This window comes from Janthinobacterium sp. (assembly GCF_031995485.1).
In the GTDB taxonomy this organism is placed as follows: domain Bacteria; phylum Pseudomonadota; class Gammaproteobacteria; order Burkholderiales; family Burkholderiaceae_D; genus Janthinobacterium.
In genome coordinates, this window is record NZ_DAMAGB010000026.1 from 20,611 (window position 1) to 33,970 (window position 13,360).

Annotated in this window: 15 protein-coding genes; 7 read left to right on the forward strand and 8 right to left on the reverse strand. The window is 61.1% G+C overall.

Annotated elements, in window-relative coordinates; all coding sequences use genetic code 11:
- The first annotated feature begins 119 nt into the window (after positions 1 to 119).
- The 5 genes from RTQ46_RS15260 to RTQ46_RS15280 all read left to right on the forward strand — a co-directional run bounded on the left by RTQ46_RS15260 (position 120) and on the right by RTQ46_RS15280 (position 6,301).
- The gene (locus RTQ46_RS15260; RefSeq protein WP_312437830.1) at positions 120 to 947 is read left to right on the forward strand and encodes an NF038120 family PEP-CTERM protein; all 828 of its coding nucleotides are present in this window, start codon (positions 120 to 122) and stop codon (positions 945 to 947) included.
- Positions 944 to 4,111, forward strand: a complete 3,168-nt coding sequence (locus RTQ46_RS15265; protein WP_312437832.1) for a S8 family serine peptidase — start codon at positions 944 to 946, stop codon at positions 4,109 to 4,111. Before RTQ46_RS15260 ends, RTQ46_RS15265 begins: the two co-directional genes overlap by 4 nt.
- Positions 4,112 to 4,276: 165 nt before the next feature.
- Positions 4,277 to 4,894 (forward strand): AIM24 family protein, encoded by a 618-nt coding sequence (locus RTQ46_RS15270; RefSeq protein WP_312437834.1) that lies wholly within the window; start codon positions 4,277 to 4,279, stop codon positions 4,892 to 4,894.
- An 18-nt stretch (positions 4,895 to 4,912) separates the two neighbouring features.
- Positions 4,913 to 5,554: an AIM24 family protein gene (locus RTQ46_RS15275; protein WP_312437836.1), complete on the forward strand. Its 642-nt coding sequence runs from the start codon at positions 4,913 to 4,915 to the stop codon at positions 5,552 to 5,554.
- A 3-nt stretch (positions 5,555 to 5,557) separates the two neighbouring features.
- A complete protein-coding gene (locus RTQ46_RS15280) occupies positions 5,558 to 6,301 on the forward strand; it encodes an AIM24 family protein (RefSeq protein WP_312437837.1) in 744 nt (247 codons plus the stop codon).
- Positions 6,302 to 6,303: 2 nt separating this feature from the next.
- On the opposite strand, the gene RTQ46_RS15285 is transcribed toward RTQ46_RS15280, so the two are convergent.
- The 3 genes from RTQ46_RS15285 to RTQ46_RS15295 all read right to left on the reverse strand — a co-directional run bounded on the left by RTQ46_RS15285 (position 6,304) and on the right by RTQ46_RS15295 (position 8,586).
- On the reverse strand, positions 6,304 to 7,092 hold the full coding sequence (locus RTQ46_RS15285) for an enoyl-CoA hydratase (RefSeq protein ID WP_312437839.1): 789 nt from the start codon (positions 7,090 to 7,092) through the stop codon (positions 6,304 to 6,306).
- Positions 7,089 to 7,877, reverse strand: a complete 789-nt coding sequence (locus RTQ46_RS15290; RefSeq protein WP_312437840.1) for a DNA-formamidopyrimidine glycosylase family protein — start codon at positions 7,875 to 7,877, stop codon at positions 7,089 to 7,091. The genes RTQ46_RS15285 and RTQ46_RS15290 overlap by 4 nt, the downstream gene beginning before the upstream one ends.
- An 88-nt stretch (positions 7,878 to 7,965) precedes the next feature.
- The gene (locus RTQ46_RS15295) at positions 7,966 to 8,586 is read right to left on the reverse strand and encodes a GIN domain-containing protein (RefSeq protein WP_312437841.1); all 621 of its coding nucleotides are present in this window, start codon (positions 8,584 to 8,586) and stop codon (positions 7,966 to 7,968) included.
- 153 nt (positions 8,587 to 8,739) lie between these two features.
- Between RTQ46_RS15295 and RTQ46_RS15300 the strand changes: the two genes are divergently transcribed.
- Positions 8,740 to 9,297, forward strand: coding sequence for a flavin reductase family protein (locus RTQ46_RS15300; protein WP_312437843.1), 558 nt, complete (start codon positions 8,740 to 8,742; stop codon positions 9,295 to 9,297).
- A 152-nt stretch (positions 9,298 to 9,449) separates the two neighbouring features.
- Here the strand turns inward: RTQ46_RS15300 and RTQ46_RS15305 are convergent, their stop codons facing one another.
- Positions 9,450 to 9,674: a hypothetical protein gene (locus RTQ46_RS15305; protein ID WP_312437845.1), complete on the reverse strand. Its 225-nt coding sequence runs from the start codon at positions 9,672 to 9,674 to the stop codon at positions 9,450 to 9,452.
- Here RTQ46_RS15305 and RTQ46_RS15310 point away from each other — a divergent pair.
- Positions 9,673 to 10,287: a hypothetical protein gene (locus tag RTQ46_RS15310; protein WP_312437846.1), complete on the forward strand. Its 615-nt coding sequence runs from the start codon at positions 9,673 to 9,675 to the stop codon at positions 10,285 to 10,287. The two genes, RTQ46_RS15305 and RTQ46_RS15310, sit on opposite strands and share 2 nt — an antisense overlap.
- A 93-nt stretch (positions 10,288 to 10,380) precedes the next feature.
- On the opposite strand, the gene RTQ46_RS15315 is transcribed toward RTQ46_RS15310, so the two are convergent.
- From RTQ46_RS15315 to yegQ, 4 genes are all read right to left on the reverse strand, one after another.
- On the reverse strand, positions 10,381 to 10,767 hold the full coding sequence (locus RTQ46_RS15315; RefSeq protein WP_312437848.1) for a hypothetical protein: 387 nt from the start codon (positions 10,765 to 10,767) through the stop codon (positions 10,381 to 10,383).
- Positions 10,761 to 11,129: a hypothetical protein gene (locus tag RTQ46_RS15320; RefSeq protein ID WP_312437850.1), complete on the reverse strand. Its 369-nt coding sequence runs from the start codon at positions 11,127 to 11,129 to the stop codon at positions 10,761 to 10,763. The genes RTQ46_RS15315 and RTQ46_RS15320 overlap by 7 nt, the downstream gene beginning before the upstream one ends.
- A gap of 1 nt (position 11,130) precedes the next feature.
- Positions 11,131 to 11,604: a penicillin-insensitive murein endopeptidase gene (locus tag RTQ46_RS15325; RefSeq protein ID WP_312437851.1), complete on the reverse strand. Its 474-nt coding sequence runs from the start codon at positions 11,602 to 11,604 to the stop codon at positions 11,131 to 11,133.
- 281 nt (positions 11,605 to 11,885) lie between these two features.
- Entirely contained in the window at positions 11,886 to 13,241 is a 1,356-nt protein-coding gene (gene yegQ / locus RTQ46_RS15330) for a tRNA 5-hydroxyuridine modification protein YegQ (RefSeq protein ID WP_312437852.1), read from the reverse strand.
- Positions 13,242 to 13,360 lie beyond the last annotated feature (119 nt).

Consider the following 13,360-nt stretch of genomic DNA (forward strand, 5'->3'; position numbering starts at 1 on the left):
TATCATTAAAAATATGATATTTATTTTATATATCTTGCTATATTAATTGATACTTTTATCAAAAAGTAGAGCAAGCGCAGACCTGCCGAATCATTCACTCATTCTTCAAGGGATACAGCATGAATCTTCTATCGCAACCCGTACCGCGGGCACTGCATGCCGCGACGCCATCCGCCCTTTCCCGCCCGACCATGCGCCATACCCTGCTGTCGATGGCCGTCGCCGGCGTGGCCCTGCTTGGCGCTGCGCCGGCCATGGCCGATGTGATCAACTTTGATAATTATCAACCCGATATTTTCAGCAGCGGCAGCGTCCTGCAAACACCGGCCTACAACCTGCTGTTCCTGCCCGATCCTACATCAGGAGCGTATGGCTGGTCCAGCGGCGTGGGCGCCATCCTCGATGGCACTGCCGCCTCTTCCTGCGACGTGATCGCCTGCCCCGGCGGCGCGAGCGGCAATTATCTGGCCATCCTCAACGATGGCGGCCTGAACTTTTCGCGTCCTGACCAGGTGGGCTTCAAGCTGGCCGGTTTTGACTATGCCTTCATGGCGCCTGTCGCCGGCCTGCCGGACTACCAGTGGGGCCAGTTGCGCCTGAGCGGCACTTTGCTCAACGGCAAGGTTGTCACCACGTCTCTCGATTTTCCCGGACAGAACGCCAATGGCGATTACCAGTTTCAAAGCGCCAGCCTGGCCGGTTTCAGCAACCAGGTGTTGCTTGGCCTGACCTTCAGTGCATGCGTCTACAATGAGAGCAGCGTGTGCGTCAATTCCCTCGATACGCCAGCGTTCAACCAGGCCCAGTTCGCGCTCGATAACATCAATATCAGCGCGGTGCCGGAGCCGTCGAGCTACCTGTTGCTGCTGGCCGGACTGGGCGGTATCGCCCTGTTCTCGCGCCGCCGCATCGCGGCCCAACCTGCCGTGCAAGGAGCCGCAGCATGAGCATGACACTGCGCCCCGTTTCCCTGGCCATCCTCCTGCTTGCCGCCAGCCTGGCCCACAGTGCGCAAGCCCAGGAGCGCCGCTCGTATATCGTGCAGCTGGTCGACAAGCCGGCCGCCACCTACAACGGCCAGGTTGCCGGCCTGGCCGCGACCCGGCCGGCGCCGGGCAGCCGCATCGATGTCGGCGCGGCCGAGGTACAGGCTTACCTGAGCTACCTCGATACCAAAAAGGCGGCCGTGGCCGCCAGCGTGACCGCCGCCCAGATCACGCATCAGTACAGCGTGGTCTTCAACGGCTTTTCGGCCTTGCTGACCGATGATGAAGTGCGGGCGCTGAAGAAAAACAGCGCCGTGGCCAGCATCAGCGCCGACTCCATCCTGCAACTCGACACCAGCTATACGCCGAGCTTCCTGGGCCTGGACAAACCGGGCGGCATCTGGGAGCAGCTGGGCGGCACCGCGCATGCCGGCGAAGATATCGTGATCGGCATTGTCGACAGTGGCATCTGGCCCGAAAACCCCGCGTTTGCCGACCGGCTCGATGAAAACGGCGTGCCCAGCCACAGCGGCAGCAATGTCGTATACGGCGCGCCGCCCACCAGCTGGAAGGGGATCTGCCAGACCGGTGAAGGCTTCAGCGCCGAGAACTGCAATAACAAGCTGATCGGCGCACGCTATTACCGCGTCGCCACCTCGGCCTTGCACTGGACCGAATTTTTCTCGCCGCGCGACTCCGTTGCCGGCCTGACCGGACATGGCGGACACGGCACCCATACGGCATCGACCGCCGGCGGCAACAATGGCGCGATTGCCTACAGTGGCGGCGTGTCGCTGGGCAAGGTGTCCGGCATGGCGCCGCGCGCGCGCATCGCCGCCTACAAGGTCTGCTGGACGGCAGCCTCGACCGGCCGCAATGGCTGCGCCACCTCGGACAGCGTGGCGGCCATCGACCAGGCCGTGATCGACGGCGTCAACGTCATCAACTTCTCGATCGGCCCGAATGCGGGCGGCGGCGCGTTTGACGAGCCGACCGAAGTCGCGTTCCTGGGCGCGGCCGCGGCCGGGGTTTTCGTGGCGACCTCCGGCGGCAATTCCGGGCCGGCCACGCCGGCGCCGGACGTGCCGGCGCCTGTGTCGCACATCAGCCCCTGGCTGGCGACGGTGGCCAACTCGACCCACAACCGCCTGTACGCGGGCAATGTCATCCTCGCCAACGGCACCCGGCTGGAAGGCGCCTCGAGCAATGCCGCCACGCCGTCGCTGCCGCTGATCCGCGCGCGCGATGCGGGCCTGGCCGGCGTGGCGCCGACCGATATCAATTTGCTGCGCTGCTATGGCAGTACCGATGGCGCGCCAGCCTACCTCGATCCGGCCAAGGTGGCCGGCAAGGTGCTGGTCTGCGACCGCGGCGGCAATGTGCTGGTCAACAAGAGCGGCAATGCGCGCGTGGCCGGCGCCGCCGGCGTGGTGATCGCCAACGTGGAAGGCGGCGCCAACACCATCATCAACCAGGCGCACCTGCTGTCGACCGTGCACCTGGTGCAGGCGAAGGGCGATGCGCTGAAGGCCTACATGGCCGCCAATCCCGACGCCAGGGCGGCGCTGGGCGAGGTACACACGATTGCCGACACCAGCGTGCTGGCGCCGATCGTCAGCGACCGCTCGTCGCGCGGGCCGAACGTGGCCAATGCGAATATCCTCAAGCCCGACCTGTCGGCGCCGGGCACCAACGTGCTGGCCGGCGTGACGGCCGACCTGACGCCGGAACAGCGCGACGCAGTGGCCGCCGGCGGCGTGGCGCCATCGGTCGACTGGGACTTCTATTCCGGTACCTCGATGGCCAGCCCGCACGTGGCAGGCGTGGCCGCCCTGCTCAAGCAGCAGCATCCGACCTGGTCGCCAGCGGCCATCAAATCGGCGCTGATGACCACCGCCTTCAGTACCTATTCCGACGGCCTCAATGGTCCGGTGGCGTGGGACAGCACGGCGCGTACCTCCGGCCAGCTGCCATGGGGGCAGGGCGCCGGCCATATTGCGCCGAACGGCGCGGCCAATCCGGGCCTGGTGTACGACCTGTCGGAAATCGACTATGCGCGTTTCCTGTGCGGCCTGAACGTGCAGGTGTATACCGCTGCCACGTGCCAGGCGGTGGGCACGATCGCCGCGTACAACCTGAACCTGGCGTCGATCACGGCCGCCAATGTGCTCGGCTCGCTGAACCTGACGCGCACGGTCACCAACGTGGGCACCAGCAGCGCCGTCTACACGGCCGCCGCCAGCCTGCCTGGCTACACGGTGCAGGTCACGCCAGCGAGCCTGAACCTGTCACCGGGCGAGAAGGCCACCTTCCAGGTCCGGCTGACGCGCACCACCGCGCCATCCGATACCTGGGTGTATGGCGCCCTGACCTGGAGCGACGGCAGCCATGTGGTGCGCAGTCCATTGACGGCGCGCGGCAGCTTGCTGGCCGTCTCGCCAGTGGTCAGCAGCGAAGCGGCCACCGGCAGCAAGGTGCTGACGCTGGGCACCGGTTTCACGGGCCAGCTGGCCAGCGTCAAGTCGGGGCTGCTCGAAGCGGTGCGCGAGACGCGCGCCATCAGCCAGGCCAACCTCGGCACCGCCTCGGCCAGCTGCCGCAGCGGCGGCGCGCCGGGCGCCAATGTGCACAATGTGGTGGTGCCGGCCGGCACCCTGGTGGCGCGCTTTGCCACCTATGATGCGGATACCACGGGCAATGGCGAGGATGACCTCGATATCGAGGTCTACAACGCCGCCAATGTGCTGGTGGCCAGCAGCGGCAATGTCAGTTCCAATGAACGGGTGGAACTGAAGTTGCCTGCCGCCGGCAGCTACAAGGTGTGCGTGATCGGCTATGCGCCGCAAAATGGCCAGAGCAACTACACGCTGTCGTCATGGGTGCTGGCGCCAGGGCTGAACAACGGCAACTTCAAGGCGCTGATGCCGGGCGTCGCCTACATGGGCGGCACCGCATCGGTGACCCTGAGCTGGTCCGGCCTGGCGGCGGGCAAGCGTCACCTGGGCGCGGTCGGCTACGTCACCGGTGGCGCCACGCAGGGCCTGACCGTGGTCGAGGTCGATACCAGCGATCCTGTGCCGCAGTTCCAGAATGCCCGCGGCGACAAGAACCTGCTGGCAAAGTAAACCCTCGTTGTTGTAGCGCTCCATAGCAAGGCGTGCCCCAGGGCACGCCTTTTTTCATGGGTGTCAGCTCCGTACGATAGGAATAGCACTTGCACGCAAGCACTACCGCCGGTATCTTGTCGTTCAGCCATGGCTGTGTTGCCTGGCATTTCAGGAGGATTGCGAGTGACCAGTTTCCGCAACAATACCGACCGCCTGCTCGAAGTGCGCCTGCAGGATGAAAAAGTGCTGGCGATTGCCGGCGCCATGGTCGCCTATACGGGCAGCATCAAGTTTGAAAAATCCCTGCTCGGCGGCGAAGGCATCTTCGGCGCGCTCAAGCGCAAGGTGACCAACGAAGGCATGCAGCTGATGCAGGCGTCCGGCAACGGCACCGTGTACTTTGCGCACAATGCGTTCGAGATTACCGTGCTGGCGCTGGCCGGCGAAAAGCTGACCATTGAAAGCAGCAGCCTCCTGGCCTACGACACCAGCCTGAAGACCGGCACCAGCTTTGCCGGCCTGCGCGGCGCCAGTTCGGGCCAGGGCCTGTTTTCCACCACGGTGGAAGGCAGCGGCAATATCGCCGTCATTTCGCAGGGCAACCTGATCATGCTGGAAGTGACGCCATCGACGCCGCTGCGCGTGGACCCGGACGCGTTTGTCGGCTTCAAGGGCGATATCCGCCAGGAATTCGTGTTCGACGTCAACTGGCGCACGATGATAGGACAAAGCTCGGGCGAGTCCTACCAGCACAAATTCACCGGCCAGGGCGTGGTGTATATCCAGCCCGCCGAACGTTAAGCAGCCAGGAGCCACGCGATGCCGGTTTATCAGCAGATCAATGAAAAAATGCTCGAGGTAAAACTCAGCAATGAAGAAGTGTTCGCGCGCAAGGGCGCCATGGTGTCCTACCAGGGCGAGGTGCAGTTCAGCCGCTCGTTCCTGGCAGGCCAGGGCGTGCAAAGCCTGGCCATGCGCGCCGTCACCAACGAAGGCTATGCCATGATGGCGGCCAAGGGCAGTGGCAGCGTGTACTACGCGCACGCGGGCCTGTTCGTCACCATCATTCCCGTGCGCGGCGAAACGCTGTATGTGGAAAGCGATACCCTGCTGGCGTTCGATGCGCGCCTGACGGCCGGTACCATGTTCCTCGGCAACCAGGGCGGCATCCAGGGCGTGGTGCGCGGCGCGGTGTCGGGCCAGGGCCTGTTTACCACCACCCTCCAGGGCACCGGGGAAGTGGCGATTCTGTCCGACGGTAACACTATCGGCCTGCCCGTCACGCCGGATGTACCGGTGTTTGTCGACCCGCAAGCGTATATCGGCCATACGGGGCAACTGAGTTCGAGCATCGTTACCGACCTGAACTGGAAGACCTTTGTCGGCCAGGCCTCGGGCGAATCGTACCAGGTGAAATTCATGGGCCAGGGCACGGTCTATATCCAAGCGAGCGAAAGGTAAGCCATGACGATTTACAATCCTGCCACCTTGCCGAAAAACGACAACCTGAACCGTTTTTCTTACGTGATCGACGTCAAGGAACAGATATTCATTCGCAAGGGCAAGATGATCGCCTTTTATGGCGAACTGCGTTTCGAAGCGATGGGCAGCAGCGTGCTCGACCTGATCGTGCGCACCGCCTTCAATGCGCCCAAGTATGTGCACCATTTCGTGGTCGCCAATGGCCAGGGCCAGCTGATTTTGGGCGACAACGGCAACGACCTGGCCTGCTACGACCTCGATAACGCCAACATGACCATCCGCGCCAGCAACCTGCTCGGTTTTACCAAGGATGTGATCTGCCAGGAGTCGACCCTGCCCGGCTACCTGACCATGATCGGCACCGGCAAGGTGATCGCCTCGTCGAACGGTCCGGTGCACTTCCTGGAGCTGCCATGCCGCGTCGACGAGCAGGCCGTGCTGGGCTGGGCCGATTGCCCGAGTCCGTCATACCACTACGACTATGCGCACGTGCAGGGCTGGGCCTCGGCAGCCGGCGCGCTGACGGGCTTTACCCTGTCGGGCGAGGAAAAGCAGATCGACTTCACGGGCGCCGGCACGGTGCTGGTGCAGTCGTCGGAACTCGATACGGCGGGCAGCTCGACCCTGTCGCACCTGCTGTCGCAACTGCCGCTGCTGGGGCAGGACGACCTGAACAAGCTCAGTGTCTCGGCGCAGCAGCAGATGAAAGACAATCGCCAGTCCTGAACTTACGGTCGCCAGTTCGGCGACCGTTTTTCCAGAAACGCGGCGATCCCTTCGTCCGCGTCTTCCTCCATCATATTGTTTGCCATCACTTCGCCCGCGTAGACATACGCTTCGGCCAGCGCCATCTGGCGCTGGCGGTAGAACATCGCCTTGCCATGGCGCACTGCCGCCGGACTCTTGTCCATGATGCTTTGCGCCAGTTGCGCCACCTTGTCGTCGAGCGCCTCGTCGGCCACGGCCGCGTTGACCAGGCCCCAGTCGGCGGCCGTGGCGGCGTCGATAAAGCGGCCCGTGACCAGCATCTCGAAAGCGCGCTTGGTCGACACATTCCTCGACAGCGCCACCGACGGCGTGGCGCAGAACAGGCCCACATTGATGCCGGACACGGCAAAGCGCGCCGACTCGGCGGCCACCGCCAGGTCGCAGCTGGCCACCAGCTGGCAGCCGGCCGCCGTGGCGATGCCGTGCACGCGCGCCATCACCGGCACCGGCAACTCCTGGATCGCCCGCATCACGCGCGAACATTGCGCAAACAGCGTCTTGTAATAGTCGAGCTTGCGCGTGGCCTGCATTTCGCGCAGATCGTGGCCGGCGCAAAACGCCTTGCCTTCGGCCGCCAGCACCACGCAGCGTACGTCGGGCTGGCCGGCGATGATGTCGAGTTCGGCCTGCAGCGCGGCCAGCATGGCTGCCGACAGGGCATTGAATTGCAGCGGGCGGTTCAGGCGCAGCGTGACCAGCCCCCCGGCGTTATCGCGCAGTACCAGCGGCGCGGCGGTATCGATGTTCATGCGGTCTCCTCGTGATGGGTATTGTCCGGCGATGATAGCCCATCGTTTCCACCATATTGCTTCTGGCAGAGTGGGCAGAAAAAACTGCGCCGCTGCGTCTTGCCCAGGTAGGCCTTGTGCAGCGGAACATGGCAGCGCGGGCAGGTCTTTTTGGCATGCGCCAGCCAGTGCGCTTTCAAGGTAAATTCTTTCTTCCACTTCAAGAAATCGAAGCTGTATTGCCGCGCTTCCTCGACCAGCGCGCGCAGCTTGGGCGCGGGCAGGGCGCCGATGGTCGACAGTGGATGGACGCGGATGCGGAACAGCACTTCGTTCTTGATGATATTGCCGACGCCGGCAAAGATGTCCTGCTCCAGCAGCGCATCGCACACCAGCATGCCGGGTTGGGCGCGCAGTTTCTTGCGTGCCAGCGCCGCATCCCAGGCGTCGTTCATCACGTCGCCGCGCCAGTCGTATTCGGCGTCCAGGTCCTCGCCGATTTCCTTGACGGAACAGGCGTAAAAGTTCAGTTCGTCGCCATCGTCAAACGTCAGCTGCAAACGGGGGATGGCGTCCTTGCGTTCGTTGATCCGGTAGCTGCCGAACAGCAAAAAATGGATGCGCAGCGAGCGGTCCGCCAGCCGCAGCAGAAAGTGCTTGCCCCAGCTGGCCACGCCCAGCAGCGGCTGGCCATCGAGCTCGTCGAGATGGATGGTCTTGCTGTTGCCGCTGGCGTGCGCGATGGTCTTGCCTGCAAACGGCTCGGCCAGTTCGCGCAGGATAACGAGCGATGGTCCTTCGGGCATGGTGTCCTCCGTGGATGGCGCGGCGCAATGCCGGGCCCGTCCATGGAGTGTGGTGAAAAATCAGCGATGGCGGCGCACCGCAGAACGCTTATTTGGCGGCGCTGACGCTGCCGATGCCGGCCACCGATTTGTGCACGACTTTCGGCTTGCCGTAGTACACCAGTTCGCCCATGCCGCGCACCACGGCGTTCAGTTCGCCCGAGGAATACACCTTCACGGAGCCGATGCCGTCGAAGTTGACATCGACGTTGTGCGCCAGCAGCGCGCTGGTATCGACTTCGCCCACGCCCTGCGCTTTCAGGCGCAGCCAGTCGATCTTGCCATCGGCCAGCAGGCGCCCGGCGCCCTGGTAGCTGATATCGACGCGCGGGCCATTGAGCTTGGTCAGGATCTTCTCACCGGCGCCATCGGCGATCAGCTTGCGCAGCTGCGGCATGGTGACGATCACGCGCGGATCGCCCTCGGTCTTCTTGATGTTCTTGTCCTTCATCGAGATTTTCAGTTCGCCATTGACCACTTCCGTCACCAGGCCGTTGAGGAATTTCTGGTCACCGCGGGCAACCAGGCTGTGCTCCTTGCCCGATTCCACTTCGATGCTGATCGGACCACGGATATCGATGGCGTTAAAGGCGCCTACCGTACGCTTTTGCTCGTCGGCATGCGCGAGCGGGCTGAGGGCGAGGGCGGCAAACAGGAGCAGGTGGCGCATGGCGATTTCCTTGTGTGGTTGACCCATGTATTTTAAGTTGCAATATCAGCAAAAAGTAAAATTTGCGATGAACTGCAAAAAACGCGGCCCCAGCTGCGCGCCTCGCAGGGTGCTGATGGGCTATGCTGGAGCTTGATGAGTCCAGGAGGCAGCATGAAAAACTATCACAAGGAAGATTACCCCGTCGACAATATCCGGCGGTTTCTCGAACCGGGACCGGTGGTGCTGGTCAGCTCGACCTGGAAAGGCGAGAGCGACATCATGACCATGGGCTGGCATATGCTGATGGAATTTACGCCGTCCCTGCTGGGCTGCTTTATCTCCGACGCCAACCACAGCTATGAAATGATCAAGCGCAGCATGGAATGCGTGATCAACCTGCCGACGGCCGATATGGTCGACCAGGTCGTCGCCATCGGCAACTGCAGCGGCGAAGACACCGACAAGTTTGCCGCCTTCAACCTGACGGCGCAGCCCGCCGAACAAGTGGGCGCGCCGCTGATCGCCGAATGCTATGCCAACTTCGAGTGCAAGCTGGCGCAGGTAGCGGGCAACCCGAAGGGGGGCTTCTTCATCTTCGAATGCGTCAAGGCCCATGTGGCAACCTCGCCCAAGCTGCCCGAAACCCTGCATTACCGTGGCGATGGCGAGTTCATGGTGTCGGGCCGCACGATCAGCCGCAAGAGCCTGATGAAGCCCGAGATGCGGTAATGCGGTTGTGGAGGTTGGTGGTGGTGTCGGCTTACGCGGCGTTGCCGCTAATCCGACCTGCGAAAATTGCCTGTTCGCCTAGCCGCAGGTCGGATTGGCGCTTGCGCGTAATCCGACAACATTGTTGGCGCCGGCTTAAATAACCCCCTGCGTCAGCATCGCGTCGGCCACTTCGCAAAGCCGGCGATATTGGCGCCTTCGGCTACGCACTGCACGCCATTGGCGATCAGGGAGCGCGCGTCGTCTGTCGATGGCGGCCTTTTCATATCATGGTTTTTTGTGTTTTTTTTTCGAAAGATTAATTGATCCCAATTATCTTTTTCAGAAGGCAGGCAAAAATGACTCATCGTTTCCTGGCCCTGAAGAGAGATCATCATGATGCAATATCTTGGTAAGAGAAGTGCGGCTGGCATCCTGCTCGCCCTGTGTGCGCAGTTTATTTCTGGATGTGCGACAAAGACGGCCCTGGTTCAGATTGCGGGCGATGTGGTAGCGTCATCCTCTTCATATGAATGCAGGCAAACACCGGTCGATGGTTTACCTACGACAGGGGACGGTGCTTATGGATGCCATTTTCAGTTGCTTGATGCAGAAACGAAAGGCATTCTTGGCAATACACCATATTCGCTCGATATTTATGCCCCTGCGAAAACCAAGGATGCGGAGAGGCTGCCTTTGGCTACCCTGAAAGGCGTGACAGATGCGCATGGCCGATCCGGATTCATTCGGGCGCCGTTTCCCATCCATCCTGAAGATGTACGGTTTGTAAGAATGTTCGGTACCGGGCCATATGGCCGTTCACCGCGACTGGTGCGAGCGACGGACGGCTTGGGCTCCGCGGGCATAAACTATTACGTCAAAGGCTGCGGATATGACCATAAAGGCCTTACAGATGAGCAAGGTTTTTCAGCGCTATTTCTCGCTGAAACAGAGTGCAAACTGGAAGGCGCTTTCTACTCATGCCGGGACGGCAAGTGCGCGACGAACTGATTTGCATGCCTGGTTGCGGTTCGCTTCGCATGGTGCGCAACCTTGTTGTCGCTGACAGGCATAGGTCCGCTGGACGATCACAGGTTCGGCACGCTAATGTGCGCACATCGCGCCACTTACCGAGCCGCCGATGCTGAGTCCCGTCGACAGATCGAAACCGAACTCACAGCGATAGCCATCCTGGGGGTGATGGCGGCACAGCAGCATATCGCGGTTGCGCAGGCGTATTTGTGGATCGGGACAGCCATGGTCCAGATCGGGACCGATGGCCTCGAACATGTCTTTTGCGGCGGCGCCCTTCAAACGAAAGGCGACCTTGGTATCGCCGGCAACAGGTGCGACGGTATCTTCCGGATAACCACCGTAGATTGCGTAGTGAGCGAAAAAATCCTGGTGTACATAGTCCCGCACGGCTTTCGCATGGTGCACCAGCAACAGAGACACAAAAGGGACAAGCAACAATGTGGCGCGTTTCAGCATATGGAGCCGCCGATGCTGTGCCCTGTCAGCAGATCAAAACCAAAAGCGCAACGATGGCCGTCATCGGGATAGTAAGTACAGCTTACCTCAGCCCGTTGCCGCAAGCGATAACCGCCGTCCGCTCCACAGGTGTTGCGCAAGTCCGGACCCATTGCTTCGAACATCTGCCTGGCCGCTTTGCCGTCGATCCAGAATGCAATTCGCTTGTCCTTTTTTGTTGGCGGCAGAGGGTCGCCCAGCCCGCCGCCATAGATCGCATAACGTCCTTTGACAGCTTGGTAAGAAAATATCCATTTTTGCGCCGATTGAGCTGTGACGACGCTTAGAACGAGGAGAGGGATAGCAACGAGGATGCGTTTCATGTCACCATCTCGGCTCTTTAATCGTGACGTGAAAATGATCATCATGTCGTATTAGTGACCTGATCCGTGGGATGGTAGGGTCGTTAAAATAAATAACTTGGATATAGCTGAACCCAAAAAAAATTCTGATCAATTGGGCCGTGGCATCGCGATCATATTGTGGGTCAAACCTCGTTACGCCGAGTTCTTTTCCGTCTTTGCGAAGTAAGCGTACGTCAATGTCACGCCCATTTCTGTGGCTGTTATGGCCGCTATATGTTGCACCGCCGGCCAAACTGATATTTCCAAAGCCAATCTTCCGACTATCGATACTTTGCCATTGACGTTCAATCATGAAGAGCAGAGAAAGCAACTGTGGATGAGCATACTGGCCACCTCCACTTGGTGGTGTGCCATAGGTGTAATAGGCTGCACCCTCAGGTCTTTGTGGGAGGTTAAAATAACCACGTGAATCTTTAGGCTGCAATTCCAGCATGTATCCCTCCTAGAAAAGAGCTCAGTATGTTCTAAGATTTTGCCGGTTTGAATGTCAAGAACGTTACGATAAATCAAAAGTAGCGTTGTCGATTCCATGACCGCTTGCGCTTTGCCATGGTCAGTTATGATTTTGAGCGTGTAAAGCGGGTGACAAGACTTGGAATATTTCTACAGGGCATCAGCATGTTTCATCTTCCATGCAGGAGCAGTACAGCAATTGGAGCCGAAGAGCCGGGCGCGAACAGTTGACGTTATCTGCTGCCCCGGCTTGAATTTGTCTTAAAGATACCGCGCCAGCAACGCCCGGTCCAGCGCCCCATCAAGCGCGATGCGCACAAAGTGTCCGCTGCCCGGCGCCACGCCGATGTCCTCGCCGGCGTCATTCAATATGCGCGTGATGGCGATATCGCGGTTGCCGGACGGGTGCATCACTTCGATGCGATCGCCGACGGCAAAGCGGTTTTTCACGTCGACTCTGGCCCAGCCGTTTTCCACGCTCAGCACATCGCCCACGTACTGGCTGCGGTCGGCTTCCGATGCGCCGCGCATGTAGTTCTGGTGGGTTTGCGTATGGTGGCGCTGGTAGAAGCCGTCGGTATAGCCGCGGTTGGCCAGGCCCTGCAACTGGCCCAGCAGGCTGATATCGAACGGGCGTCCGGCGACCGCATCGTCGATCGCCTGGCGGTACACCTGCGCCGTGCGGGCCGCGTAGTACAGCGACTTGGTGCGGCCCTCGACCTTCAGCGAATCGACGCCGATTTTGACCAGGCGCTCGATATGCTCGACGGCGCGCAAGTCCTTCGAATTCATGATGTAGGTGCCGTGCTCGTCTTCGAGAATCGGCAGCAGCTGGCCAGGGCGCTGCGCTTCCTCGATCAGATACGGCTGGTCGGCCAGCGGGTGGCGCGGCTGCTGGTGCAGGGCCGAAAACGAGTTGGCCTGTTCCAGCGCCTGCTCGAACTGCAGCGGGATCACTTGCATCGCGCCGAGGTCGCCGCTGGCGTCCTCGCTGGCGTTCTTGACCTTGTAATCCCAGCGGCAGGAGTTGGTGCAGGTGCCCTGGTTCGGGTCGCGGTGATTGAAATAGCCGGACAGCAGGCAGCGGCCCGAATAGGCGATGCACAGCGCGCCGTGGACGAACACTTCCAGCTCCATTTCCGGACAGCGCTGGCGGATTTCCTCGATCTCGTCGAGCGACAGTTCGCGCGACAGGATCACGCGCGTCAAGCCCATGCGGTGCCAGAACTTCACGTCGGCCCAGTTGACGGCGTTGGCCTGCACCGACAGGTGCACCGGGATCTCGGGCCACTTGTCGCGCACCATCATGATCAGGCCCGGGTCGGCCATGATCAGCGCGTCGGGGCGCATGGCGATCACCGGTTCCATGTCGCGCAGATAGGTTTTCAGCTTGGCGTTATGCGCGAAGATATTGCTGGCGACAAAGAACTGCTTGCCGCGCGCATGGGCGCCATCGATGCCTTCCTGCAGCGCTTGCAAGCTGGAAAAATCGTTGTTGCGCACACGCAGGCTGTAGCGCGGCTGCCCGGCATACACGGCGTCGGCGCCATAGTCGAAGGCGGCGTGCATCTTGGCCAGCGAGCCGGCAGGAAGGAGTAATTCGGGAGCGTGGCGCATGGCAGGATAGGCAAAGCCGGCGATTCTAGCGCGCTTGCAGCTGAAGCTCCTTGCCTTGAGTCAAGGAATGAAAGATTGCTTTTCGTGGCCCAGGAGTTACAGATCAGAAAGGAATGCTT

Bases quoted from the DNA above. Each gene is read 5' to 3' on its own strand.
- RTQ46_RS15275 (WP_312437836.1), top strand. From the start codon at position 4,913: ATGCCGGTTTATCAGCAGATCAATGAAAAAATGCTCGAGGTAAAACTC.
- RTQ46_RS15320 (WP_312437850.1), bottom strand. From the start codon at position 11,129: ATGAAACGCATCCTCGTTGCTATCCCTCTCCTCGTTCTAAGCGTCGTC.
- RTQ46_RS15300 (WP_312437843.1), top strand. From the start codon at position 8,740: ATGAAAAACTATCACAAGGAAGATTACCCCGTCGACAATATCCGGCGG.
- RTQ46_RS15315 (WP_312437848.1), bottom strand. From the start codon at position 10,767: ATGCTGAAACGCGCCACATTGTTGCTTGTCCCTTTTGTGTCTCTGTTG.
- RTQ46_RS15305 (WP_312437845.1), bottom strand. From the start codon at position 9,674: ATGATGATCTCTCTTCAGGGCCAGGAAACGATGAGTCATTTTTGCCTG.
- RTQ46_RS15260 (WP_312437830.1), top strand. From the start codon at position 120: ATGAATCTTCTATCGCAACCCGTACCGCGGGCACTGCATGCCGCGACG.
- RTQ46_RS15290 (WP_312437840.1), bottom strand. From the start codon at position 7,877: ATGCCCGAAGGACCATCGCTCGTTATCCTGCGCGAACTGGCCGAGCCG.
- RTQ46_RS15295 (WP_312437841.1), bottom strand. From the start codon at position 8,586: ATGCGCCACCTGCTCCTGTTTGCCGCCCTCGCCCTCAGCCCGCTCGCG.
- RTQ46_RS15285 (WP_312437839.1), bottom strand. From the start codon at position 7,092: ATGAACATCGATACCGCCGCGCCGCTGGTACTGCGCGATAACGCCGGG.
- RTQ46_RS15310 (WP_312437846.1), top strand. From the start codon at position 9,673: ATGATGCAATATCTTGGTAAGAGAAGTGCGGCTGGCATCCTGCTCGCC.
- yegQ (WP_312437852.1), bottom strand. From the start codon at position 13,241: ATGCGCCACGCTCCCGAATTACTCCTTCCTGCCGGCTCGCTGGCCAAG.
- RTQ46_RS15325 (WP_312437851.1), bottom strand. From the start codon at position 11,604: ATGCTGGAATTGCAGCCTAAAGATTCACGTGGTTATTTTAACCTCCCA.
- RTQ46_RS15265 (WP_312437832.1), top strand. From the start codon at position 944: ATGAGCATGACACTGCGCCCCGTTTCCCTGGCCATCCTCCTGCTTGCC.
- RTQ46_RS15280 (WP_312437837.1), top strand. From the start codon at position 5,558: ATGACGATTTACAATCCTGCCACCTTGCCGAAAAACGACAACCTGAAC.